Source organism: Leifsonia poae, assembly GCF_027921845.1.
Taxonomy (GTDB): Bacteria; Actinomycetota; Actinomycetes; order Actinomycetales; family Microbacteriaceae; genus Leifsonia; species Leifsonia poae.
Genome location: NZ_BSEN01000015.1, coordinates 355,164 through 380,764, shown reverse-complemented (window position 1 = coordinate 380,764; position 25,601 = coordinate 355,164). Strand labels below are relative to the sequence as shown.

At 69.4% G+C, this 25,601-nt stretch carries 19 protein-coding genes and 1 tRNA gene; 3 read left to right on the top strand and 17 right to left on the bottom strand.

What is annotated here, in order from left to right; genetic code table 11:
- Positions 1–5: 5 nt before the first annotated feature.
- The 14 genes from murA to PKE84_RS16485 all read right to left on the bottom strand — a co-directional run bounded on the left by murA (position 6) and on the right by PKE84_RS16485 (position 20,487).
- On the bottom strand, positions 6–1,376 hold the full coding sequence (murA, locus tag PKE84_RS16550) for a UDP-N-acetylglucosamine 1-carboxyvinyltransferase (protein ID WP_271178355.1): 1,371 nt from the start codon (positions 1,374–1,376) through the stop codon (positions 6–8).
- Positions 1,373–1,972 carry a 3-isopropylmalate dehydratase small subunit gene (gene leuD, locus PKE84_RS16545; RefSeq protein ID WP_271178354.1) on the bottom strand — a complete coding sequence of 200 codons (600 nt, stop codon included), beginning with the start codon at positions 1,970–1,972 and terminating at the stop codon, positions 1,373–1,375. The genes murA and leuD overlap by 4 nt, the downstream gene beginning before the upstream one ends.
- Complete coding sequence (gene leuC, locus PKE84_RS16540; protein ID WP_271178353.1) at positions 1,972–3,486, bottom strand: 3-isopropylmalate dehydratase large subunit; 1,515 nt, start codon at positions 3,484–3,486, stop codon at positions 1,972–1,974. Before leuC ends, leuD begins: the two co-directional genes overlap by 1 nt.
- A gap of 152 nt (positions 3,487–3,638) precedes the next feature.
- Entirely contained in the window at positions 3,639–4,145 is a 507-nt protein-coding gene (locus PKE84_RS16535) for an FHA domain-containing protein (protein ID WP_271178352.1), read from the bottom strand.
- Between the two features lie 55 nt (positions 4,146–4,200).
- Positions 4,201–6,564 (bottom strand): transglutaminase TgpA family protein, encoded by a 2,364-nt coding sequence (locus PKE84_RS16530; protein WP_271178351.1) that lies wholly within the window; start codon positions 6,562–6,564, stop codon positions 4,201–4,203.
- Complete coding sequence (locus PKE84_RS16525; protein WP_271178350.1) at positions 6,561–7,928, bottom strand: DUF58 domain-containing protein; 1,368 nt, start codon at positions 7,926–7,928, stop codon at positions 6,561–6,563. The genes PKE84_RS16530 and PKE84_RS16525 overlap by 4 nt, the downstream gene beginning before the upstream one ends.
- Positions 7,929–7,948: 20 nt before the next feature.
- Positions 7,949–8,917, bottom strand: a complete 969-nt coding sequence (locus tag PKE84_RS16520; RefSeq protein ID WP_271178349.1) for an AAA family ATPase — start codon at positions 8,915–8,917, stop codon at positions 7,949–7,951.
- 18 nt (positions 8,918–8,935) lie between these two features.
- The gene (locus tag PKE84_RS16515; RefSeq protein WP_271178348.1) at positions 8,936–14,200 is read right to left on the bottom strand and encodes an Ig-like domain-containing protein; all 5,265 of its coding nucleotides are present in this window, start codon (positions 14,198–14,200) and stop codon (positions 8,936–8,938) included.
- Between the two features lie 125 nt (positions 14,201–14,325).
- The gene (locus PKE84_RS16510) at positions 14,326–15,075 is read right to left on the bottom strand and encodes a hypothetical protein (protein ID WP_271178347.1); all 750 of its coding nucleotides are present in this window, start codon (positions 15,073–15,075) and stop codon (positions 14,326–14,328) included.
- A complete protein-coding gene (locus PKE84_RS16505; RefSeq protein ID WP_271178346.1) occupies positions 15,072–16,775 on the bottom strand; it encodes a serine/threonine-protein kinase in 1,704 nt (567 codons plus the stop codon). Before PKE84_RS16505 ends, PKE84_RS16510 begins: the two co-directional genes overlap by 4 nt.
- Positions 16,772–18,043 (bottom strand): FHA domain-containing protein, encoded by a 1,272-nt coding sequence (locus PKE84_RS16500; RefSeq protein WP_271178345.1) that lies wholly within the window; start codon positions 18,041–18,043, stop codon positions 16,772–16,774. The genes PKE84_RS16505 and PKE84_RS16500 overlap by 4 nt, the downstream gene beginning before the upstream one ends.
- Before the next feature lie 11 nt (positions 18,044–18,054).
- The gene (locus PKE84_RS16495; protein WP_271178344.1) at positions 18,055–18,867 is read right to left on the bottom strand and encodes a PP2C family protein-serine/threonine phosphatase; all 813 of its coding nucleotides are present in this window, start codon (positions 18,865–18,867) and stop codon (positions 18,055–18,057) included.
- Positions 18,864–19,946 carry a TerC family protein gene (locus PKE84_RS16490; protein ID WP_271178343.1) on the bottom strand — a complete coding sequence of 361 codons (1,083 nt, stop codon included), beginning with the start codon at positions 19,944–19,946 and terminating at the stop codon, positions 18,864–18,866. Before PKE84_RS16490 ends, PKE84_RS16495 begins: the two co-directional genes overlap by 4 nt.
- Before the next feature lie 184 nt (positions 19,947–20,130).
- Positions 20,131–20,487 (bottom strand): DUF5655 domain-containing protein, encoded by a 357-nt coding sequence (locus PKE84_RS16485; RefSeq protein ID WP_271178342.1) that lies wholly within the window; start codon positions 20,485–20,487, stop codon positions 20,131–20,133.
- A 74-nt stretch (positions 20,488–20,561) separates the two neighbouring features.
- Between PKE84_RS16485 and PKE84_RS16480 the strand changes: the two genes are divergently transcribed.
- On the top strand, positions 20,562–20,780 hold the full coding sequence (locus PKE84_RS16480; protein WP_271178341.1) for a KTSC domain-containing protein: 219 nt from the start codon (positions 20,562–20,564) through the stop codon (positions 20,778–20,780).
- Between the two features lie 391 nt (positions 20,781–21,171).
- Entirely contained in the window at positions 21,172–21,468 is a 297-nt protein-coding gene (locus tag PKE84_RS16475; protein WP_271178340.1) for a HigA family addiction module antitoxin, read from the top strand.
- A gap of 63 nt (positions 21,469–21,531) precedes the next feature.
- Here PKE84_RS16475 and PKE84_RS16470 read toward each other — a convergent pair.
- From PKE84_RS16470 to PKE84_RS16460, 3 genes are all read right to left on the bottom strand, one after another.
- Positions 21,532–21,604 (bottom strand) — tRNA-Glu (locus PKE84_RS16470).
- An 85-nt stretch (positions 21,605–21,689) separates the two neighbouring features.
- On the bottom strand, positions 21,690–22,589 hold the full coding sequence (locus PKE84_RS16465) for a YegS/Rv2252/BmrU family lipid kinase (protein WP_271178339.1): 900 nt from the start codon (positions 22,587–22,589) through the stop codon (positions 21,690–21,692).
- A gap of 153 nt (positions 22,590–22,742) precedes the next feature.
- Positions 22,743–24,848: a heavy metal translocating P-type ATPase gene (locus PKE84_RS16460; RefSeq protein WP_271178338.1), complete on the bottom strand. Its 2,106-nt coding sequence runs from the start codon at positions 24,846–24,848 to the stop codon at positions 22,743–22,745.
- Positions 24,849–24,962: 114 nt separating this feature from the next.
- Here PKE84_RS16460 and PKE84_RS16455 point away from each other — a divergent pair, with 114 nt between their 5' ends.
- Positions 24,963–25,601 (top strand): MBL fold metallo-hydrolase, encoded by a 639-nt coding sequence (locus tag PKE84_RS16455; RefSeq protein ID WP_271178337.1) that lies wholly within the window; start codon positions 24,963–24,965, stop codon positions 25,599–25,601.

Sequence of the window (25,601 nt, the reverse complement as noted above, 5' to 3'; positions counted from 1 at the left end):
CCCCATTATCCTTCGAGAACGAAGTCGGCTCCCAGCAGCTCCAGCTTGGTGATGAAGTTCTCGTATCCGCGGCTGATGATCCCCACGTTGCTGACGGTCGAGCGGCCGTCCGCGCTGAGCGCAGCGATCAGGTGGCTGAAGCCGCCGCGCAGGTCGGGGACGACGATGTCGGCGCCGTGCAGCTCCGACGGACCGGAGATGACAGCCGAGTGGTTGAAGTTGCGCTGACCGAAGCGGCAGGCGTGCCCACCCAGGCAGTCCTTGTGGATCTGGATCGTCGCGCCCATCTCGACGAGGGCGTCGACGAAGCCGAAGCGCTGCTCGTACACGGTCTCGTGCACGATCGAGACGCCCTTGGCCTTGGTCAGAGCCACGACGAGCGGCTGCTGCCAGTCCGTCATGAAGCCGGGGTGCACATCCGTCTCGATCACGACCGGCTTGAGCTCGCCACCGGGGTGGAAGAACCGGATGCCGTCGTCGTGGATCTCGAAGGCGCCGCCGACCTTGCGGAAGACGTTGAGGAACGTGAGCATCTCGGGCTGGCGTGCTCCGCCGACGTAGATGTCGCCGCCGGTCGCGAGCGCGGCCGCAGCCCAGCTGGCGGCCTCGTTGCGGTCGAACAGTGCGGTGTGGCTGAAGCCGACCAGCTTGTCGACGCCCTCGATGCGGATGACGCGGTCGGTGTCGACCGTGATGATCGCACCCATCTTCTGCAGGATGTTGATGAGATCCATGATCTCGGGCTCGATCGCCGCGCCCTTCAGCTCGGTGATGCCCTCGGCGCGGACGGCCGTGAGGAGCACCTGCTCGGTGGCCCCGACGCTCGGGTACGGGAGCTCGAGCTTGGCGCCGTGCAGGCCGTTCGGGGCCGTCATCCGGATGCCGGTCGGCAGCTTGTCGACGATGGCACCGAACTTGCGCAGCACCTCGAGGTGGTAGTCGATCGGGCGGTCGCCGATGCGGCAGCCCCCGAGGTCGGGGATGAACGCCTCGCCGAGACGGTGCAGCAGCGGCCCGCAGAACAGGATCGGGATGCGGCTGGAGCCGGCGTGTGCGTCGATGTCGGCCATGTGGGCGCTCTCGACGTTGCTGGGGTCGAGCAGGAGCTCGCCCTCTTCCGTGCCGTCGGTGACCTTGACGCCGTGGATCTCGAGGAGTCCGCGCACGACGCGCACGTCGCTGATGTCGGGGACATCGCGCAGAACACTGGGCCCCTCGCCGAGGAGAGCCGCCACCATGGCCTTGGTGACGAGGTTCTTCGCGCCCTTGAGCTCGATGCGGCCACGCAGCGGGATTCCGCCGTTGATCGTGATGCGGTCGCCCTTGAGGCCGACGCGGGCTCCTGCTGCTTGAGCGTCCTGAAGAAGTGAGTTCAAAGTTTCACCGGTAACGTCTTAGGCCGCCAGCTTTCGCGACGGGCTTCGAATTCTGTGATGTGCGCCTCGTCGCGCAGGGTCAGACCAATGTCGTCCAACCCTTCGAGCAAACGCCATCTAGTGTAATCGTCGATTTCGAAAGACACCGTGACCCCACCGACGCTTGCAGTCTTGGCAACCAGATCCACCGTCGCCTCTATTCCCGGGTCCGCCTCGATGGCGGCCCAGAGGCGCTCGGCGTCCTCCTCGCTGATCTGTCCGGCGAGGAGTCCCTGCTTGCCCGCGTTTCCACGGAAGATGTCGGCGAACCGCGGGCTGAGCACCGCGGCGAACCCGTAGTCGCGCAGCGCCCAGACGGCGTGCTCGCGCGAGGAGCCGGTACCGAAGTCGGCGCCGGCGATGAGCACACGCGCCCCCTGGTACTGCGGCTGGTTGAGGATGAAGTCCGGGTCCTGGCGCCAGGCGTGGAACAGGGCGTCGTCGAAGCCCGTCTTGGTCACGCGCTTGAGGAACACCGCCGGGATGATCTGGTCGGTGTCCACATTGGAGCGGCGGAACGGTACGGCCACGCCGGTGACGGTGGTGATCTTCTCCATCAGGCACCCACCTTCTCTCCGAAGCGCGCATCCGAGCCGTCGCGGCCAGGCGTGTCGCCGCCTTCGTCGTGCTCGAGGTCCCACGGGCTCGAGAGTGTTCCGCGGATCGCGGTCGCCGCGGCGACGAGGGGCGACACCAGGTGGGTGCGCCCTCCCTTGCCCTGACGGCCTTCGAAGTTGCGGTTGGAGGTCGAGGCGCAACGCTCCCCCGGAGCCAGCTGGTCCGGATTCATCCCGAGGCACATGGAGCAGCCGGCGAAACGCCATTCGGCGCCGAACTCCTCGACGATCTTGTCGATCCCCTCGGCTTCGGCCTCGATGCGCACGCGGGCACTGCCGGGCACCACCATCACCCGCACGCCGTCGGCCTTCTTCTGACCCTTGATGATCGAGGCGAAGGCCCGGAGGTCTTCGATCCGGCTGTTGGTGCACGAGCCCATGAAGACCGCGTCGACCGGGATGGACTTCATCGGCGTTCCGGCTTCGAGGTCCATGTACTCCAGCGCGCGCTCAGCGGCGGCGCGCTGGTTGGCGTCGGCGATGTCGGCCGGGTTCGGCACGCTCTGGCTCAGCGAGACACCCTGACCCGGGTTGGTCCCCCAGGTGACGAACGGCTCGATCTCGGCCGCGTCGAGGTACACCTCGGCGTCGAACACGGCGTCGTCGTCGGTGACGAGTGTCTTCCAGTAGGCGACCGCGTCGTCCCAGTCCTGACCGGCAGGCGCGTGCGGACGGCCCTTGAGGTACGCGAAGGTGGTCTCGTCGGGGGCGACCATGCCGGCCCTCGCACCCGCCTCGATCGACATGTTGCAGATCGTCATGCGGCCCTCCATCGAGAGGGCCCGGATGGCGCTGCCGCGGTACTCGAGCACGTAGCCCTGCCCGCCGCCGGTGCCGATCTTGGCGATGACCGCCAGGATGATGTCTTTGGCCGTCACGCCGGGACGCAGGTCGCCCTCGACGGTGATCGCCATGGTCTTGAACGCCTTGAGCGGCAGCGTCTGCGTGGCCATGACGTGCTCGACCTCGCTCGTGCCGATGCCGAACGCCATCGCGCCGAACGCGCCGTGGGTCGAGGTGTGCGAGTCGCCGCAGACGACAGTGATGCCGGGCATGGTGAGTCCCAGCTGCGGACCGACGACGTGCACGATGCCCTGCTCGACGTCGCCGAGCGAGTGCAGGCGGATGCCGAACTCCTCGGCGTTCTTGCGCAGCGTCTCGATCTGGGTGCGGCTGGTCAGATCGGCGATCGGCCGGTCGATGCCGATGGTCGGCGTGTTGTGGTCTTCGGTGGCGATGGTGAGATCGGGCCGCCGCACGGGGCGCCCCGCCATCCGGAGGCCGTCGAACGCCTGCGGGCTGGTGACCTCGTGCACCAGGTGCAGATCGATGTAGATCAGATCGGGCGAGCCGTCCTCCCCTTTGACCACCAGGTGGTCGCGCCACAGCTTCTCGGCGAGCGTCAGGGCTTCTCCCTCAGCGGGGGCGACGGGATGCTCGGAAACGGTACTCATAAGGCTCGTGAACTCCTTGCTTGCTTCGGTGGTCAGCCAACGACGGACTCCGCGACGAGGGAGGCCTGGAAACTAGGACTCGTCGCGGCAGCTAAGGAGGAGCACACCGTGAAACACGATGTCAGGCTATCACCCGAGCCGGGGAGTTCCCGTCAGGCACGCTCGACCCGCACCGCGAAGCGCCCGAGCCGCACCACGGCGCCCTCCGCCACCGGCGCGGCGACTCCGGGCTGCAGTGACGTCTCCTCTCCCGTTGGCGAGACGGCGACGACGCCGTTGGTGGAATGCACATCCGTGACCCGCACGGCGTCGGAGCCGGCCTCGAACGCCGCGTGCGTCTTGGACACCGACGCGGCCGCGTCGTCGACCGCGACGAGCTCCGCTTCCGGCCAGGGTCCGAACGCGACCGGGTTGCGTCCGACGAGCGCAGCGCCCGTCAACGGGACGACGTGTCCGCCCGGCAGCACCAGGCGCCAGTTCCGCGCAGCGGGGGCCGCGGCCGCCGGAGCCGCGCCCGGTGTCGAGGTCGGCGTCGCGGCCGGCGGGAGGAACACGGGAAGCTCGCGGGCCCGGCCGGGGACGCGCGCGGTCTCGGTTCCGGTGTCTTCGCGCGGCGGGATCAGGTGCGGCGGGGGAACGATGAAACCGGACGAGTCCACCAGGCCACTATAGGACGCGCACCCGCGGCCGGAACCGCTTTCGGATCGCCGCGGACTACGGCCGCGGACGCCTCCGCGCGCGGCGGTAGCGGAACGACGCGAGGCGGCGCCGCAGCCAGCCGGCCGAGCGCCGGGCCTCGCGCACCGCGTCATCCGAGCGCGACCACGCGTCGCCGACGCGCTCGTCCGACACCGCGCTGCCGTCGAAGACTGCACCGTCGATGCGCTCGGCGAGCGGCACCAGGCCGGCGTCGGGCACCCGGAGGTTCTGTGCCGCCGCCTGACGCTCGAAGGCCGAGGCGGCCTGCCGGCGGGTGGCATTCGCGGGGACGGTGAGCCCGAGCTCCGCGTAGCCGTCGGCCAGTTCATCCCAGGCACCGGCGGCACGGCGGTCGGCCGCCCCGACCCGTTCCCGCCGGCGCCGACGACGTCGCTTCAGCGCGGCGATCACGAGAAGTGGAACGAAATAGAGCACGAGCGGGATGACGATGACGCCTCCCACCACCCACACCCAGCCGGGCAGCGAGAAGGAGGTGTGCGGCGGCTTGCGCTCGTTGTCCTTGGTCTTGACCGGGGTCAGCAGATCCTGCGGCTTCGGATTGGCGGCCGGGGGCTGTCGCACCTGCGGCTGCGGTTCGAGCTTCGGCCGCGTCGTCTGGTTGCGGGGAGCATCCGTCTTGGTGGGGGTCGGGAAGAACGGAACCCATCCGACGCCGTCGAAGGCGACCTCGTCCCAGGCGGTGACGTCGTTGCCGGTGACGGTCGTCGTCGATCCGGTGGCGACCTTGGGGGCGAAGCCCATCACGACCCGCGTTGGATAGCCGAGGTGGCGGGCCATCAGGGCGAACGCGCTCGCGTACTGCTCCTGATCGCCGACCATCGGCGACTTCGCGAACAGGTCGGTCATCCGGTCGGCGCCCTCCCCCGCCCGCGACGGCACCGGGTCGGATGCCCGCCCGTGGCTCAGGTAGCCGAACGTCTTGAGCGAGCGCTCGATGTTGCGGAGCTTCTGGATGGCCGTGCTCGACGATCCGGCGTACTCCTCGGCCTTCGAGGAGACGATGTCGGGCACGTTCGTGACCGGAGGGAGGGTGAGCCGGGCGGGCGCGACCTTCGCCAGCGTCTTGTCGCTCGGCAGTCTCTGCGCGGTCGCGTCGACCGTGTAGCGCAGGCCGACGCCGACACCGCTGGTGATCGCCGTCGTGCCGGTCGCGGTGTTCACGCGTACGGTCTCGGAGGGGTCGGTGCCGCGGTGCGCGTCGAACCCGAGCTGCGTCATGTAGCCGAGGGTGGGCAGCCAGACATCCGAGTACTGGCGGATGGCGATGGTCGCCTCCGACGTGCCGCCCGGCGTGAACAGCGGCGGACGCGGGATGGTGCTGCCGAGCAGTTCGAACGATCCGGAGGCGTCGGTGCTGTCGCTCGGATCGGTGACGCTCCACACCACCCCGTCGTAGCTGTCCATGCTGGCGAGCCGGATCAGCTGCCCCGACTGCAGCCCGTCGACGGTGAACAGCTCCGTCTTCTCGAGGTCCTTGGTGTACTGCCGGAAGCCGGCGAGAGGGCTCGGGTAGTCGAGCGGGTCGAACGGCGGAGTGACCTCCTGCCGCAGCACGAACCGCGAGGAGGCGGGCGGAGCGAGTACCGACCCGGCCAGCGCGCCGACCGCGACGGCTCCGATCACCACGATGCCGGTGCCGACGAGCTTGCGCCGCCGGAGTCCGGGATCGACGGCGACGTCGACCGAGTGCTCGCGCGTGCGCCCGCGCCGCCACCCCAGCCAGACGATGGCGATGCCGGCGAAGAGCACGCCGCGCACTCCCGCGAAGAACGGGTCGCGGGTGCCGAGCAGGATGCCGGCGACGAAGAGCACCGCCGGCGCGATCAGCACCGCCGCCGCCCGCGCGGTGCCGCGGGAGCGCGCACGGGGCAGCCAGCGCAACGCCAGCGTGACCGAGACCAGCGCGACGAGCCAGGTCGCGAAGTACGGCACGACGGCGACGTAGGGCGGCGCCTCGAGTGGTGCCTGCAGCGTGACCGCGTCCGCCCAGCCGAACACCGCACCGAGGACGAGCCCGGAGAGGCTGTCGAGGGACGGCAGGACGACCATGGTCGCCTGACCCGGCATCGCCAGCGGTGTTCCGAACACGAAGTAGGCCGCCAGCGCGATCGCGATGCTGATCGGCACGGGAAGCCGGAACAGGCGGCACACCACGGCGGCAACGGTGCCGACGGCGATGCCGCCGAGGGAGGCGAGCAGGAACGCGTAGTGCCCGAATGCGGGCTCGAATCCGAGGACGGCGAGCACGCTGAGCACGGTCAGCACCGCGACGTCGGTCCAGGCCGTCGCACCGAGGCGGTCGACGGTCTGCGAGGTGGCGGGCGCCTTCGGTGCGCTCCTGGTCGTCGTCGCGGTCATCGGCTGGCCCGCTTCAGCAGCCCGGGCAGGTCGGACAGCGTCGAGACCGTCGCCATCATCATCGAGCCGAGCTTGGTGAGCCGCGGCTCCCCCGCCGCGTCCACGCGGATCGCGATCACCTCGGTGTCGTTCCCGTACAGGGTGCCCGCGGCACGCAGCTCCGCCGGCGGCACTTCGGAACCGACGACGAGCACGACCAGGCTGGGGGCCGCGAGGCGCAGCGTCGCCCGCCGCACATAGTCGCGCAGCGAATCGTGCATGCCGTCGACCGGCTGGATGCGGCAGGAGTCGTCGAGCAGCGCGGTCGGCGTCTCGACCCGCAGGCCCTGCTTCTGCCAGATGGCGTCGATCTCGGTCTCTTCCCGGATCACGTGGCAGCCGACGGACGCCATCACCGACACACCGAGCTCGAACTCCTCGTCCGATGCGAAGTGCGACCGCTCGGCGTCCAGCGCCAGCAGCAGCTGGGAACGGCGGGTCTCCTGGTACTGGCGCACCATCAGCTGGCCGGTGCGCGCCGAGGTGCGCCAGTGCACGTTGCGGATGTCGTCGCCGGGCTCGTAGGTGCGCAGCGCATGGAACGCGAGGTCGCTGTCGGTGATGGTCTTCGTCGTCTGGCCCTCGAGGTCGCGCACCAGACCGCGGGCAGTCGCGACCAGCCGCGTCGTCTTCGGATGCACGAACAGTTCGACCTGCCCGGTCCACTGCGTGGTCCGGCGCAGCAGACCGACCTGGTCGCCGCGCACCGAGAGGGCGGGTCCGGCGAGGATGAGGGCCCGTCGTGCCGTCGGCACGGCGAACAGCTCCTCCGTCTCGGCACCCGGCGCCAGTCGCGGCACCATGAACTCCGCGACGCCGGCGCCGACCGGCAGCTCCATGCGCGTCGGGAGCACGGGCCGCGTGCCGGTGTTCCGCACCGCCATGCGGCCGAGCGCGCGGTCGCCGGCGACCACGCGCCGCGGATTGAGCTCGATCCCGACCTCGTAGGTCGAGCGTCCGATCACAAAGCACAGCGCGATCGCGAAGGCGGCGGCCAAGGTGGCGCCGATGAACGCGAACTCCGCCCAGCCGAGCACCACGGCGACCACCAGCGACACGGCCGCCCCGCCGAGCACGATCCAGCCGAGCGGCGTCACGACGCCGAACACGGGCGCGAGCCGTCCGGCGGCCCCGCGCCAGGCCGGCGCCACCCGCGCAGCGGCGGACGACGACAGCGAGCGGGTGCTCGCGGCCAGTTGCCCGATCGCGATGCCGGTCTGCGACGGCACGTGCGGGGCCGACGGCACGCCCGGCGACGACGGCACGCCCGGCGACGACGGCGCGGGCGCGCGGCGGCGGCCGGACGCGGGAGTCTGTGTGGTCATGACGGGGACGGGTCGGGTGTTCAGGCGGCGCGGTAGGCGGGCGGGGTGACGGACGCGACGGCGCGCTCGACGATCGCCTCCGCCGTGACGCCGGCGAACTCAGCCTCGGGATCGACGATCACCCGGTGCGCGAGCACGGGCACGGCCAGCTCACGGATGTCGTCGGGAGTGGCGTAGGTGCGCCCGGACGCGATCGCCCAGGTCTTGACGGCTCTGGCGAGTGCGAGAGCGCCACGGATGCTCACGCCGAGCGCGGCGTCCTTGTCGGCGCGGGTCGCGCTGACGATCTCGCTCAGATAGCCCATGACCGACGCGTCGGTGTGCACCTCCGACGCCAGCTGCGCGAGCGTCGTCACGGAGTCCGAGGCGATGATCGGCCGGATGGCGGCGGCACGCGACCGGTTCGATGCGTCGAGCAGCAGGCTCACGGTCGTGTCGTGGTCGGGGTAGCCGAGCGACGTCTTGATGAGGAACCGGTCGAGCTGGGCCTCGGGGAGCGAGTAGGTGCCGGCCTGCTCGACGGGGTTCTGCGTGGCGATGACCACGAACGGCGTCCCGACCGGATGCCCCACGCCGTCGACCGTGACGACCCCCTCCTCCATCACCTCGAGCAGCGCGGACTGCGTCTTGGGACTCGCCCGGTTGATCTCGTCGGCCAGCACGACCGAGGCGAAGATCGGCCCCGGATGGAACTCGAAGCGCCCGTTGCTCTGGTCGTAGATCGTCACACCGGTGACGTCGGACGGCAGGAGGTCCGGCGTGAACTGGATGCGGGACTGGGTGCCCTCGATCGTGTTGGCGAGCGCCTTGGCCAGCACCGTCTTGCCGGTGCCCGGCACGTCCTCGAGCAGCACGTGGCCGCCGGACAGCATCGCCGTGATGACCAGCCGGATGCTGTGCTCCTTGCCGAGGATCGCTTTGTCGACGTTGGCGACCAGCTGCGCGAAGGCGCCGGAGAACCAGTCCGCCTGTTCTTGGGTGACCGTCACGTGTTGTTCACTCGCTTTCTACTTGGACCAGTCCTGCACGGAGCTCTGAACGCCGCCCGCCGTCACGTAGGCGTCCGGGAACCCGCACCAGGCGTCGAGGTGGTTCGGGGCTCCGCGGAAGTGCGCGTAACCGCTACCGTTCGTGGTGATCGCCTTGCTCGAGAGGGTGCTGCCGTGGCAGTGCATCACCATCGTGTACTGCCTGTTGGCGGCGAAATTGTTGAGCGTCACGTCGTAGGTGTAGCTGTGGGCGTACCCCGGCTCGAGATCGCCCTTGGCGAGGTCGATCGACGGCTGAGGTTTGGGCTTCTCCTCGACACGGATCGTGTTCGACTTCGTCGTTCCACTGCGTGCGCCGCTGTGGTCGTTCTGCGCTCGCACACGGAAGCTGTACGACCCGACGTCCTTGCCTCCGACGTCCACGCTGGTCGCCGTGGTGCGGTTCCAGCCGCCGTTGTTCAGACTCCACTCGTAGGTGACCGTGCCGCCTCCGGTGCCGGACGGGTCGGCGAGCGCGCTCCAGCTGAGATGCAGCGTCGCTGTGGCGTACTGGTCACCGCTGATCGACGCGTTGCCGACGCTCTGCGGCGTGCCGTAGGGAGTGACCGACGCGCTGGCAGCGGACAACTCGCTCCAGCCGTCGGCGTTGTGCGCCCGCACGGTGAACCGGTACGCCGTGCCGTTGGTGAGTCCGGGGATCGTCACCGTGCCGACGGAGGCGGTCGTCACGGCATTCGGACCGCCCTGCACCTCGTACTGGTCGATGGGCTTGCCGTTGTCAGCGGGAGCGGTGATGTCGACCGTGGCCTGCCCGTCCGACGCCTTCGCGTTCGCGGGGGCGGCCGGCCGGGACGGCACGTCGTGGATCGTCACCCGGTACTGCCCGATCGCGCCGGCGGTCCGCTTCGGATCCTTCGTGGCGTCTTCGACGTGATAGACCACGTTGACGGCACCGACCGCCGCGCCCGAGGCCGCACTCACCGAGATGGACGACCCGGTGAAGGTGACGGTCACGCCCGACGGGGCGCTGTCGGCCTTGGCGTCCACGATGGTCAGCGGATGCCCGGGGAACGGGTTCACCCACGCGGCGTCGCTCTGCGCCCCGTTCAGCGTCACGGTGTTGCCGCGCTGCAGCTCCTGCGTCTGCGGCGGATTCTTCTGCGTCGCGATCGGCCGGTTCGAGCTGGTGACCTGCACAGCGACCGTGCCGGTGATCGTGTGCGTCCCCGAGCTGATCGTCACGGTGAGCGTCGCATGCTCCCCCGCCTGCACCCCGAGCGGCGCGGACATCGTCAGGGTCGATCCGCTGAGCGTCGCCTGGATCTTCTGGTTCGACGAGCGCAGGTTCGCGTAGGTGAGCCGGCTGAGGATCGCGGGGTTGGGATGGAAGCTCGATGCGCGCAGATCGATGCTCAGGGGAGCCTCCCCCGGCTCGATCTTCTCGGTCGGCGGAGTGAACGTCGGTGCGACGTCGGACTGGTCCGGATTGCCGACCGTGATCGGCAGCACCAGCGTCGTGACACGGTCGGCCGTCTGCCCGGCGTCGCGTCCGTCGGCGACCGTGAAGGTGATGGCGGCGGGTCCGCGGTAGTCAGCCGGCGCCCGGAAGGTGAGGGTCTGAGCGTCCACGTACGACGGCGAGCCGCTGCTGTTCGTCGCGTTGACGCCGTCCGGTCCGGTGATCTTCACCGGCCGGCCGGAGGGCACGTCGACGATGTCGGCGAGCTTCCAGCTCTTGGTGCCGCCCATCTGCACGATCTGCTGCGGAAGGGCGGGCTTGATGCGCGGCGGCGCCGTCGCGTCGCCGCGGGGCGGGACGATGATGAACGCGCCGCCCTGCAGACCGGTGACGGGGTCGGTGACGCTGTACGGGATGGCGAGGCGGCGGTTTCCGGGGTGCACCGTGACCACTCCGCCCTGGCCCACCTCTGCCGCCGAGGCGTTGGCTCCGGTCATGGCGACCGTCAGCTCGCTGATGAGCCCGGAGGGGTTCGTCGCGCCGGCCAGTGCGTCGACCTTCACGCTGGTGGTGGCCGCCACCTTGTCCGGCTCGACCAGATGGTCGACCGCCGACGGATGCTGCTCCTTGGCGCGCGGGGTCACCGTCACCTGGATGAACGCGCTCGCGACGCCTCCCTGACCGTTGCTGATCTGGTAGCGCACGACGTACGCCCCCTCGGTCTTCGGCGCCGCGATCAGCACGACGGTGCCGTGCACCGAAGCGGTGAGCCCGGCATCCACCTGCAGGAGCTTCTTCTGCACCGCGATGGTGTAGCCGTTCGGATCCGAGTCGTTGGCCAGCACGGGGACCGAGATGGTGCGCCCCGGCTTGACCTGCACCGGATCGTTCACGGCGATCGGCGGCTGCACCGTGGCCGGCCGCCGGATGACACCGATCGACACGGTTCCGGTCGCGGTCTTCCCGAACGTGTCCTTCACCGTGTAGGTGAAGGTGTCCGTTCCCGCCGAGGTCGGGTAGGCCTCGTATGTGAACGAGCTGCCCGTGCTGGCCGAGATGCGTCCGAGCGTCGGCTGCGACGCGAGCCCGGAGAGCGTGACCGAGTCGCCGTCGGGGTCGATGCCGTCCAACGGGACGTTCACGGGCACGGATGAGCCGGCGAACGCCCGGATGGTCAGCGGCAGCGGCTGCGGCGCATGATTCGCCCTCTTCACGCTGCGCACCACGAACGAGAGTGTCGCCTGCGCCTTCTGCCCGAACTTGTCGGTGATCCCGTACACGACGCTGTACTGTCCCGCCGTGGTCGGAGCCTGATAGCGCACGGTCTTGCCGCTCACGAAAGCAGTTGCGCCCTTTCCGGCCGTGCTGGCGTTGCGCAGCGCCGGGTCGAGGGAGAACGGCTCGTTATCGGGCGAGTAGTCGTTGTCCATCACCGGAACGGTCGCGATGTCTCCGGCGCGGACCGTGACGGTGTCGTCGACGGCGACCGGCGGCTGATGGTTCACCAGGGGCGGCACCGGAACGACGGTGATGCCGGCAGCCGCCTGGTGGATGCCGTCGGACACGATGTAGGACAGCTGGACCTGATCGGTCAGCACCGTCGGAGCGGTGATCTTCACCACGGCGTTGTCGAGCACCTCGACGTTGAGGTCGGCGGTGCCCTTCGAGAGCTTCACCGAGCGGACGACCAGCACGCGACCGGACGGAGACACGTCGTTCGCCAGCACGCTGACCGACGTCGGCTCGCCGGGTCGCACGTACGCCGTGTCCGTCACGGCGACGGGAGGAGCATCCGATGCCCCGTTGGCGGCCACGTCGACGCGGATCAGTCCGGTCGTGGATTTGGGGCCCGCGCCGAGCGTGTAGGTCACGTAGTACTCGCCGGGGGCGTTCGTGCTGAGCGTGACCGTGCCCTTCGCGGCGTCCGCCGTCACCCGGGCTCCCCCGCCGTCCAGGCTCGCGCCCACCAGCGACAGCGGTTGCCCCGATGGCGACTGATCATTGTCGAGCGGGGAGACGACCACCGGATCGCCGGCGAAGCCGGAGCCGAAGTCGGTCACCGCGACCGGATCGAGGCTCCCGGCCGCTTTGACGGTCACGAGCAGGGTGCCCGTCTTGCTCTTCGCGCCGTCGGAGATCGTGACCTTGACCTCCTTCGAGCCGGTCTGGCCGGTCTTGCTCGTGAAGGTGACCTCGCCGTCCGGTTTGAACTGCACGGAGTCGCCGGTCGTCGACGCTGCGGCTACCAGCGAGAGGTCGTCCCCGTCGGGATCGCTCCAGTCGTTCAGCACGTCGTAGGCGACGGACTGCCCGACCTCCGTCTGGGCGGCGCTGGTGCGCGTCGCGACGGGCGTCGCGTTCTGCTCGGGCTGACGCAGGGTGGCGTCGACCTGGGCGGACGCCGTGCCGCCGCGCCCGTCATCGATCGTGTAACGGAACGAGATCGTTCCGTTCAGGCCGTCCTCGGGCGTGAACTGCACGGCCCTGCCGCCCTCGATGAGCTGCACGAGCCCTTGGGCGCGCGACAGCCCGGAGATGCCCGTGATCGTGAGCACGTCGCCATCCGGATCGCTGTCGTTCGACAGCATAGGGAGCACGGTCGCGCGGCCGGGGCGCACACCGAATGCGTCGTTCGTCGCCGTCGGCGGACGGTTCACCTTGCTCCGCTGCGCAAGAGTGTCGGCGAAGGACTGCACGACCGGCTTCTCCTCGCCGGTCTTCCCCTCCACCGTCGTGTCGTTCGGCTTCAGCTGTGCCCAGTTCTGCACGAGGCGCATGTGCGAGGAGACGACCCACGCGTCTCCGTCCCGCAGATTGTTGAGCGCGATGACCCCGTGGTTCACCCGGAACTCGAGATCGTCGCCGCGCACCGGCTGGTCGATCTCCAACGCCACGGGAGGCTTGCCGTCGCACGCGTAGAGATAGCGTCCCGAGCCGGCCCACGCGCCGTAGGAGCAGGAGCCGAGGCGCACCGGTGCGGATGCTGCGGCCTCGCCGCCGGGCGACGTCGCCCCCGCCGAGCGGGCGACGATCGATCCGCCGTGCAACGGCACGGTCAGCAGACCGGTGGCCGTCGCGATCAGGGCGGCGGGGTCGGCCGGTCCCGGCTGCTGGATGCGCAGGCCGGTCGCCGGCAACCGGATGCTCGACCCGTCGCGCGTGAGCACGGCGTTCTTCTGCACGTCCAGCAGAACCGGATCGTCACCGACTGCACTCAGCTGGAAGCGGGCGGGCACGGTGAGCGTCGAGGAGGTCGCCGACGACCCCGGATGCGCGACCGAGATCAATTTGCGGCCGCCGGGCGCCGCCGCGAAGGTGATCCCCGACCGCGTCACGACGACGTGGGAACCGGCCGCGAGCCGTGCCGTCGGCTTGGTCGTGGTCTTGTCGAAGTCGAGCCGTCCCGAGGCGTCGAGCACCCAGAGCTGGCCGGCGGGCGACAGGATGGAGAGCGTGTCGCCGCCGTACGCGATCTCCGACTTCTGAGGCACCTGGATGCGATCCGTCAGCGAGACGAACGCCGGGTCGATGCGGTCGACGGTGCCGTGCGGCGCGTCCGTGAGGAAGTAGGCGCCGCCGTCCTGCAGCACGTCGATGTCGGAGCTCGATCCCGTGACCGCGGCATCGAGCTCGTTGATCTGATGGTTGAGACGGCCCCCGAGCAGCTTCTCGCCGTTCGTCACCCAGACGTCGCGGGTGTCCAGGTTCACGTCGTTGACCGGGAAGCCGCGATGCAGGACGGCGATGGTGAGCGGGACTCCGGCGACGACAGCCAGCGCGGTGATGGAGGCGAGCGTCTTGCGCTTACGGATCCAGGCCGTCACAGATACCACTGTGCTGAATCCCCCCGGTTGTAAGCAGCTGTCAATCCGTCGGCGTCCACGCTAACACGCACCCCATCGCGGGCCGAATGGGGAGGGCTCCCCATGCCTCTACGTGCTGGCGGCCTCTACGTGCCGGCAGCCTCGCCGTCGGGGCGTTGGCTGTCGGGAGGTTGGCTGTCCGGACGTTCGCTGCCCTGCTCGAGCAGCGGGAGGTCGTCGAGACCGACCAGGTGAGTGGTCACCGCGTACTCGACGAGGCGGGCCCGGCGGTTCGTCGCCAGCTTGCCTTTACCGCCGCGAAGGCCGGCGACACCGAGCTTGTCGAGCTTGTCGCAGACGTTGTCGAGCTTGCGGTTGAACGTCGTCATGCTCCAGCCGAGCCGTGCGGCTGCCTCCGCCGAGGTCGGGATGGTGCCACGGCCAGGAACCGTCTGCGTGAGCACCCCCTCGGAGAGCGCGACGATCAGCTGCCGCTGACTCGTGGTGAGGGTGACGGGCAGCACGGTCGTGGAACCGCCGGACTCGTTCACGGTGATCGCCGTGTTGAAGTAGTCGTCTTCGCTGGAGATGGTGAAGTCGTACGTGGTGGCGCCGGCGCTGAACATCACGTGCATGGTCTGGAAGACGATCGGCAGCTTCGCGCCCGGGGCGAGCCAGGCCTGCACGGTGCCGGTCGAGTCGCTCACCGTCGCGGTGAGGAGCGTGCCGACATTGCTCAGCCACCACATCCCGAAGTCGCTCGTGACGGTGAGGAACCGACGATGGAGGTAGGGGTTGTCGTCGATGGAGAGGTCGGACTCCCGCCCGATGCCGAACTCGCCGGGCCCGTCGACGGTGTAGAGCTCGCCGCAGTAGTCGATCGTCAGCGGCTTCACCGTGTGCACGCTTTCAGCGGCTGGGACGTGCGCCCCGCACGGATGGTGACGACATCGATGCAGGCCGGGGAGCCCTTCGTCAGACCGGTGACCCTCGCCGACGGCTTCGCGGTGACGGTGGGAGCGTCGGTGGTGCCCTCGCGCACCCACTGGTATTGATCGCCGTCGTGCGGCTCCGCGGTCTTCCAGACGATCGTCGCCGCATTGCCTGCGGCGTTCCTGGTCGCCGACACGAGCACGGGAGGCGGCACCACGGTCACGGCGACGGTGCCGTCCCGCTGGTCGCCCGGCTGCGTCGTCGGAGAGGTCGACGGCGTCATCGCCGGTACGAGCACGGCGGCCAGGATACCGCCGGCGACGACGAGCACGGCCGCGCCGGTGATTGCGGGGACGAGCCAGCGACGGCGAGGCCGCGCCTCGGGCTCGCTGCCGTCGGTGCTGCCGTCGGCGTCCGGAGCCGGCGCCGAACCGGCCGGGGGCGCGGCGGCGGTCTCCGTCGAGGGCCGGGCGGTGCGCGGTCGCAGCACGGTGCTCTCGACGGCCACCGGCACGCCATCCGGATCGACGGCGGGGATCGCGCCGCGCACCCGGGTGGGCTCTTCCGAGGCGGCGATCGGCCGCTCCGGGCTCGACGTGTCCGCCGCGGTCGCGCGGGGCTCCGGCACGGCATGACGCGCAGCCGGAGGCAGTACCCCCTGCGCGTCGATCGTCGCCACCGAGCGCACGCGGGTCTCGTCCTCGCCCGACGCGGTCGGACGCGGCCCGACGACCCGCAGGTTCGGCACATCGATGCTGGTCGGCGCGAGACCGAGCTCGAGTTCGACCCGCTGCAGCGCCCGGGCGAAGTCGACGGCCGTGGCGAACCTGTCCTCACGGCGCGTCGCCATGCCCTTGCTGAGCACGGAGACGAGCGATCGGGGCACGTCGTCACGGTCGATCGGCGTGATCATCCCGCGCTCGATGCGGCCGATCAGATCCAGCGTGCCGTTGGACCGGCCCGGCACCTCGAACGGGGAACGTCCGGCCAGGAGCGTGTGGATGGTCGCCGCGAGCGAGAAGACGTCGCTGCGGACATCCGGCTGCGGGTCCTCTTCGAACATCTCCGCCGGCGACCACGGGACGCTGAGCCCGATCGAGCGGCTGCCGCTGGTACCCGTGTCGGCCACGCCGCCGCGCAGGTCGCTGAGCGAGGCCGTGTGCACGGGCAGTTCCTCGAGCGTCGACGCGATGCCGAAGTCCGTGAGCGCCGGCCAGTCGAAGTCGGTGGTCAGCACGTTGGCCGGCTTGATGTCACGGTGCAGGATGCCCGCGCTGTGCGCCGTCGCGACCGCACTCGACAGACGAACGCCGGTGCGCAGGGCGTCCTCGACGCTGAATCGCTCGCGCTTGAACCGCTCGGCGAGCGACGGGCCCGAGCAGTACTCCATCACGAAGTAGGGCCGGTCGTCCGCGGAGATGCCCGCGTGGTAGATCGTGACGATGTACGGATGCGCGGACAGCTGCGCCATCACGTTCGCTTCGGTCACGAACCGCTCGCGCGCGGCAGCGTCGACATTGTCGGTGAGCAGCACCTTCACCGCCACGCTGCGTTTCGGCAGCTCCTGTTCGTAGAGGAAGACGTCGGAGAACCCACCGGAGCCGAGCAGCCGGATGTAGTTGAGGCCGGGCAGGACCGGCGGCTGGGAGGCGAGACGCCTCATGCGTCCTCCCCCACGGTCAGCGTCACTCCGCTGCCGAGGTCGATGAGGGTTCCGGCGATCACCGCGGTCGGCTCGCCCTGGCGCAGCTTCTGCGCGGACTTGCCGGGGAGCACGACCATGGTGCCGTTGCGCGAGTGCAGGTCGGTGACGACCACCGTGTCGCCCTCGACCGCGATGGACGCGTGGCTGCGCGAGATGTCCTGTTCCGCGCTGGTCACGGTCACTGCCCGCGGCGAGACACCACGCGACGACGACGAGACCACGGGCGCCCGGCCGACCACGATCGGCGGCTCCAGGTACTCGCGCCGCCCGTCGAACACGTCGACGAAGAAGCGCGGTCCGACGACAGGGGCGGCGGGCGTCTCGACCGGCCGCTCGCGGTCGTCGAATCCGCTGAGGCTGCCGCTGAGCACGGTCATCCCGTCGTGGTCGCCGTCGAGTGCGGCGGCGGGAACCGGGAAGGACTCCGAGACGAAGCCGGGGATGTCGATGAGCGCGGACGCCTGCTCCTCCTCGATCGGCCGCACTGCGGCGTCCTCGACGCTGCGCATCATCGTGGCGCCGAACAGGTGGTCGTAGCCGGTCGCCTCTGCGGGGGCGGAGATGGTAGCCTCCGGAACCCGGGTCTCGTCGACCGGGCGCGACGCGTCAGGCGCTGCGGCCGGCACTTCCGGTGCTTCCGGAGCTTGCGGCTCCGCGGCGGAGATCTCCGGCGCATCCGGCGCATCCGGCACCACGGGGGCATCGGCAACGACGGCGACGTCGTCGATCGCGACGGGGGCCGTGACGGGCGCCCGTCGCGGGGCATCCGGCTCAGAGGCGGCGAGCGGCGTCTCCGTCGTCGGCGACCACGTGACAGCGGCGGCCCAGACGACGCCCTCGACCAGCGGCAGCGGAGCCAGGGCGGCATCCGCCGGCGGGATGCTCAGCCGGACCGTGCTCGCGCCGTCGACCTGCTGCTCGAGCCAGGTCGAGACACCGGAGGCGTCGATCACGCGATCAGAGCCGTTGACCGCGACCGTCACGCTCGCGGTGCCCCGAACGGCGATGACGGCATGCCGTGCGGCCACATCCGCCAGCGCGAACGCGGGGGTGCGGGCGAATCCGTCGGCGGCCAGAGCCTCGAGCGTCTCCGCGAAGCCGGCGCTGAGCGCGCGACGGTACGACGCGACGCGCGCCGTATCGCCGCCGAGTTCGACGAGGAGGGCTCGGCGCCCCACCACGACGACGACCCACTCCCCGGATGCCGTCTGCTGAACCTCGAACACGTGGTGCGAACCTACCCTCTCGGCCGGGTCTCTTCCGCGGGACCGGACCCCTCGTCCCTGTCGCGGGTGTCGGCGGAGGCGGTCTCTGCGCCCCCGGTCAACGATTCAATCACGACGACGGTGACGTTGTCGCGCCCCCCGGCCTCGACCGCCGCATCCACTAGCGCATCCGCGGCGTGCGCTCCGCGCACCTCCGCGAGGATCCGCGCGATCTGGTCGTCGCTCAGTTCTTTCGTGAGGCCGTCGGAGCAGATCAGGAAGGTCTGGTGGCCGGCGATCGGCAGGATCAGCGTGTCGGTGTCGACCAGATCCTCGGCGCCGAGCGCGCGCGTGATCACGTTGCGCTCGGGGTGGACCGCGGCCTCGGACACGGTGATCAGTCCCGCGTCCAGCAGCTCTTGAACCGCCGAGTGGTCGACGGTCAGCTGATCGAGGACGCGGCCGTCCCACTGATAGACCCGCGAGTCGCCGACGTTCACCACCATCCAGCTGTCGGCGTCGGCGCCCGGCTCGCGCACCCGGAGGACACCGGTCAGGGTCGTCCCGGCGACGGCGACGCCGGACTCGTCGGCGCCCGAGAGCGCCCGCACGGCCGCATTCGCCTCGTCGATCGCCGCGATCACCTCGTCGGGCGTCGGACGCGCACCGGCCCCGAACGCTCCGGCGAGGGTCTCGACGGCCGTGCGGCTCGCCGCGTCGCCGCGCGCGTGGCCGCCCATGCCGTCGGCGACGACGAAGACCGGATCGGCCGCGAGCAGACTGTCTTCGTTGACCTGACGCACGGCGCCAACATCGGTGCGTACGCTCACGTCGACGGACGTCATCTGCCGGGGTCCTCCTGTGTGTTCGGGGTGCCGGACGCCGGCGCGGGCTTGTCGACCGCATCCACGTCATCCGGGTCGTCGCCGTGGATGGCCTCGGCGATGCTGGATCCGCTCATCTTGAGCTTCACCAGACTTGCAATCGTAGCGACCGCCATCGACAGGATGATCACCGCGAGCGAGGTCCAGGTGTTGATATCGGGCGCCCACTCGATGTGCTCGCCGCCGTTGATGAACGGAACCTCGTTCTCGTGCATGGCGTGGAAGACCAGCTTGACGCCGATGAAGAAGAGGATGAAGGCGATGCCGTACTTGAGGTACTCGAGCTTGTCGAGCAGGTGACCGAGCAGGAAGTAGAGCTGTCGCAGCCCCATCAGGGCGAACACGTTCGCGGCGAACACGATGAACGGGCTCTGCGTGATGCCGAAGATCGCGGGGATCGAGTCGAGCGCGAACAGCAGATCGGTGGTGCCGAGCGCGAGGAAGACGATGATCAAAGGCGTGAACATCCGCTTGCCGTCCACGAGTGTGCGCAGCTTGAAGCCCTCGTACTGGTTGGAGACCTTGAGGCGCTTGCGCATGAAGCGCACAAAACCGTTCTCCTCGTCTTCGTTCTCCTCGTGCTTGCTGAACGCCTGGTGGATGGCGGTGTAGAGCAGGAACGCGCCGAAGATGTAGAAGATCCAGCTGAAGCTCGCGATGAGCGAGGCGCCCAGCACGATGAAGATGCCGCGCAGCACGAGGGCGATGATGATGCCCACCATCAGCACTTCCTGCTGGTACTTCCTGGGCACGGCGAAGCGCGACATGATCAGCACGAATACGAAGAGGTTGTCGATGCTGAGGCTGTATTCGGTGAGCCAGCCCGCGAGGAACTGCCCGGCGTGCTCGGCGTCGCCGATGAGGAACATCAGCAACGCGAAGATCAGCGCGAGCGCCACGTAGAACGACACCCAGAGCGTCGACTCCTTCGGGCTCGGGATGTGCGGCCGCTTGAACACGATCAAGAGGTCGAAGGCCAGGATGAGCAGGAGGACCACGAACGAGGTGATCTCGAACCAGGCGGGAAGAGCAAGCTCCACGGGATGCATACCTTTCGAAGGGCGCCGAAAACAGGGCCGAAAGTCTCTCCCGCACCCATACAGTCGGGTGCCGCTGTGCCCGGGATCCGAACAACGGATCCGTGATGACGTCCACAGCGCCGACCCGCCGTGGGCCGTCCGGGATACTCCCCTTCGCTCGCAAAAGTCTACAGGAGCCGGTGGCTCAGCGAGTGCCCGGTCCGACGGTGTCGCGGGCCTCTCGCATCAGCTCCGCGATCTCGCTCACCTGATCGGGGCTCGCCAGTGTGAACCGGTGCGTGATGACCCGCTTCGTCGTCGGGAACGCCTGCTTCAGCAGCGGGTGCTCCACTTCGCGCAGCAGGTCGACGGCGACCTCGAGCCAGTGGCTCTTGACATACGCCGAGGTGAAGACGCGGACGACCTTGTACTGCACCTCCGTGCGATGCACGTGCTCCGTGACATCCGGAAGAGCGGTGGCCGCCGCGCGGAAGGCTCCGATCAGCGCGAGGTCGCGCTCGTCGAACCCGGCCGTGAACTCGTCCCAGGTCGCCTGCACCATCGCTTCCCCCTCGGTTGCGTTCGTCTCGCGTCCCACCCTGGCCCGGGCGGCGCCGCCGGTCTACCCTGACCGACGTGAGACGGCGACCCGTGAAGAGTTCGGTGCTGGCGTCCGCCGGCTACGACCACGAGCGGCGCATTCTGGAGCTCGAGTTCGTGAGCGGCGACGTGTACCGCTACTGGATCGTGCCCGAACGGGTCTGGACCGGCCTCTGGGAGGCGGACAGCGCCGGCCAGTACTTCACGACCGTGATCCGCGACGCGTACCCGACGGAGAAGGTCTCGGGCGCATGACGCCGGATCTCGGGCGCATAACTTCGGAACTTTCGGGCGGATCCGCCCGACCTTCCGGAGTTGCAGCGATCTGCTCGGCGCGTCGCCCAAGACTTCCGGAGCTGTGGATCCGCGTACCCGGCCGAGTGAACGCGCTGACCTCGTCGCGAGGCTTCGCGCATGTGATGCGCTATCCTCGATGACTAGTAACGTGCCGCGTTACGCTCTCGATCGTGATCAGGTCGTTCGCCGATAGACAAACCGAGCTCGTGTGGGAGCGATCGCACGTCAAGGCATTCGGTCGAGAACTTCAGAGGCTCGCACATCGCAAACTACTCATGAATCTGTTTCCGATGGACGCCGACGGGTGCTGCCGACGTCGAAATCACCGACTACCACTAGAGGAGGAACCATGAGCACCGTCCACGCACCGATCCACCCCGGGGAGATCCTCCTCGAGGAGTTCCTCGTTCCCCTGGGGATCTCCCAGTACCGGCTGGCTCATGCGATCTCGGTGCCGCCTCGGCGAATCAATGAGATCGTGCACGGCAAGCGGGCGATCTCCCCCGACACCGCGCTGCGGCTCGCTCGCGCACTCGGAACGTCCGAGCGTTTCTGGATGAACCTCCAGAGCCGCTACGACCTCGACATCGCGCGGTCGCTGCACCGCGAACAACTCGAGCGCATCCGGCCATTGCTCTCGGCGTGACCGCGACCGAAAATCCAAGAAAAAAGCCCGCTTCCCTTGTGAATACAGGGAAGCGGGCTGATGTGACCCCAGCGGGATTTGAACCCGCGTTACCGCCGTGAGAGGGCGACGTCCTAGGCCGCTAAACGATGGGGCCGTTTTTGCAACTCAATGAGTATGCCACACTCCGGGCGCGGGTTCCAAAACGACGGGTGCAACCCGGGCGTGGCGCGTGGACGCGCTCAGGCGAGCATCCGGAGCGCGCCGGGAACGACCGAGATCTCGACCGGGAGCGGGCCGATCCGCTCGCCGTCCGCATAGGCGATGACGCCCGGCGCGTTGAGCGACACGGTCTTCACCGCACGGAACGAGACCTGCGGGAGATCCGTATGCGTTCCGGAGAATACGCGCGGGAAGACGCGGAGGAAATGGAGCCGGGACATCGCGGAGACGACGAACAGGTCGAGCATCCCGTCGTCGAGCACGGCGTGAGGCACGATACGCATGCCGCCGCCGAGTGAACGGTTGTTGGCCACCGAGATGAGCAGCGCCTTCGTCTCCAGCGGGACTCCGTCGGCCACGACCTCGTACGGGATCGGACGCAGCGTCGCGAGCTCCCGCAGCAGCGCGACGATGTAGCGGCTGCGACCGCGCGGCCACGTCATGCGGTTCGCGCGCTCGTTCACCGTCGCGTCGAAGCCGGCCGAGACGACGCCGCAGAACCAGGTGCTGAGCCCGCCGTGACGGACGACCCCCGCATCGATCACGCGCGGCGGGCTCTGAAGGGCATCGAGCAGCAGATCGATCGCCGCCTCCGTGTCGCCGACCGGGATGCCGAGGCCGTCGGCCACGTCGTTGCCAGTCCCGCTCGGCACGATGCCGAGCGGCGTACCCGTCTGCGCGACGAGGTTGACGCCGAGATTCACCATGCCGTCGCCGCCGACCACCACCAGGGCATCCGCACCGGCTTCGAGTGCGCGCCTGGTCTCGCGGCGCAACAGCTCGATGTTCGCTTCGCGCATGTCGACGACGGTGTGACCTTCTGCGCGGACGCGCTCGATCACCCGCGGACCGACCTCGGCTCGATGCCCGAACGACGCCATCGGGTTGACCGCGATGACGACGGTGAGGGATGCGGCCATAGGTCACGATTATGGCGGCTCCCCGCACCGACACCGCGCATCCGCCCGAGACGACGCGTTCCGCGCGTCGCGGCGCCGCAAAGGTTTGGGCCAAATGCGGGGATTGCGTGGCGCATTCTCCACATTTGGCCCAAATCGCGGGCCCAGCGCGGCTCAGCCGAGGCGCAGGCGGCGCAGGAGCTGCGCATTCAGCGCGACGACGATCGTCGAGACCGACATGAGCACTGCGCCGACCGCCGGCGAGACGAGCACGCCGATCCCGATCGCCACGCCCGCCGCCAGCGGAAGCGCGATCACGTTGTAGCCGACGGCCCAGCCGAGGTTCTGCAGCATCTTGCGGTAGGTCGCCCGCGACAGCGTGATCACCTTCGCCACGCCGCGCGGGTCGCTCGACGCCAGCACGATGCCCGCGGATTCGATCGCCACGTCGGTCCCGGCGCCGATCGCGATGCCGACATCCGCCTGGGCGAGAGCCGGTGCATCGTTGACGCCGTCACCGACCATGGCGACGCGCGACCCGTCCTTCTGCAGCGCGGCGACCGTGCTCGACTTGTCGCCGGGAAGCACCTCGGCGTACACCTCGTCGATGCCGAGCTGCGCGGCGACCGCCTCACCGACCTCGCGCGAGTCACCGGTCAGCATCGCCACGCGCACGCCGCGGTCGCGGAGGGACCGCACCGCCTCGGCCGATTCCGGGCGCACGACGTCGGCGAGGGCGACCATCCCGAGCACCTCGTCGCCGCGCAGCACGAAGACCACCGTCTGCCCCGCCCCGGCGGCGTCGCGCGACGCGTTCACCAGTTCGGCCGTCGGCGTCAGTCCACGCTCGGTCAGGATGCGCGGCGCACCCACGGTCACCTCCGCGCCGGCGACGGTCGCCGTGGCGCCCCGGCCGCCGAGCGCCTCGAACGAGACCGCCCTGGCCAGGGAGAGACCGCGCGACCGCGCCTCGTCGACGATGGCGCGCGCGATCGGATGCTCGGCCGGAGCCTCCACCGCCGCGGCCAGCGCGAGCACGGCGTCCGCCGCGTCAGCCGACCCGTCGGCGGCGACGACGGCCGCGACACCCTGGCGGCCCTCGGTGAGCGTCCCGGTCTTGTCGAACAGCACGACGTCGATCAGGCGGGCGTCCTCCATCGCGTGCCGGTCACGGATCAGGAGCCCATTGCGCGCACCGATCGCGGTCGAGATCTGCGCCACGAGCGGGATGGCGAGGCCGAGCGCGTGCGGGCAGGCGATCACCAGCACCGTGACGACGCGCTCCAGGACGAACGCAGGGTCGTCCGGCCGCAGGATCACCCAGACGACGAGGGTGAGGGATGCGACCGCCAGCGCCACGTAGAAGAGCCAGGCGGCCGCCCGGTCGGCGAGCACCTGCGTGCGCGACTTGCTCGCCTGTGCGTCGGACACCAGGCGCATGATGCCGGCCAGAGCGGTGTCTCCGCCCAGCTTGGTCACGCGCACAACGAGCGAGCCGCTGCCCGAGATGCTGCCGGCGACCACCTGCTCGCCCGAGCCGCGGGACACGGGCTTGGACTCCCCCGTGAGCAGCGACTCGTCCAGCTCCGACGATCCGTCGACGATCTCACCGTCGGCGGGGACGGCCGCCCCGGGTCGAACACGCACGAGGTCCCCGACGCGCAGAGCGGCGACGGCCACGGTCTCGGTGCGTCCGCCGTGCGCATCCCCGAGCACGCGCTCCGCTTCGTCCGGGAGCAGCTTGGCGAGCTGGCCGAGCGCATCCTGGGTGCCCATCACGGCCGACATCTCGATCCAGTGCCCGAGCAGCATGATCAGGATGAGGGTCGCGAGCTCCCACCAGAAGTCCATGCCGGGCAGGCCGAACGTGACCGCGAGGCTGTAGCCGAAGGCGACGACGATGGCGAGGGAGATCAGGGTCATCATGCCCGGCTGGCGGTTGCGCAGCTCGTCGACGGCGCCGCGGAGGAAGACCAGTCCGCCGTAGAAGAAGATCGCGACGCCGAACACCGCAGGGATGTACTGGCTGCCCGGGAAGCGCGGCCCGCTCAGCCCGAGGATCTCCTGGAGGCCGTGCGAGAACACCAGGGTAGGGATGGTGAGCACGAGGGTGAGCCAGAACTTGCGGCGGAAGATCGCGGGATCGTGGCCTGCGTGGGCGCTGTGATCGTGCGCAGCGTGCCCGGCGTGCCCGGCGTGCGAATCGTGCCCCTCATGCTCTCGGTGCGCGTCGTGCGCCGAACCGGCAGGGGGCTGTTCCGGATGCGTCGTCTCGTTCATGTCCACCATTCAACGGTACCCCCTAGGGGTATATTCCTCAATGCCTTCTCAGGTGTCGCCTGAGAATCCCGCGCTCGGATTGCAGCCGGATCGATTTGGGTATTTCCTGGACCCATGAGACTGACGAAGTTCGAACATGCCGCCCTGCTCCTCGAAGACTCCGGAAAGAAGCTGTACCTCGACCCCGGATCGTTCACGTCTCCCCTGACCGACACGGCCGGCACCGTCGCCGTCGTCATCACTCACGAGCACGCCGACCACTGGACGCCGGAGCAGCTCGGGCGCGTCCTCGACCTCAATCCGGATGTGCCGATCTATGCACCCGAGGGCGTCGCCGCCGCGGCGAAAGACCTGGACATCACCGTGGTGCACGCCGGCGACACGGTCGAAGCCGGCCCGTTCACCCTCCGCTTCTTCGGCGGCAAGCACGCCGTCATCCACTCGAGCATTCCGGTGGTCGACAATCTCGGCGTGCTGATCAACGATCAGCTGTACTACGCCGGCGATTCGTACACGATCCCCGAGGGCGTGGATGTCGACGTACTGGCCGTCCCCGCGGGAGCACCGTGGATGAAGATCGCCGAGTCGATTGACTATGTGCTGGCCGTCAAGCCCAAGCGGAGCTTCCCGACGCACGAGATGGTGCTCGCCCGGGCGGGCAAGGACATGGCGAACGGCCGCATCAAGTGGGCGACCGAGCAGGGCGGCGGCGAGTTCTTCCCGCTCGAGCCCGGCGACAGTCTCGACCTCTAG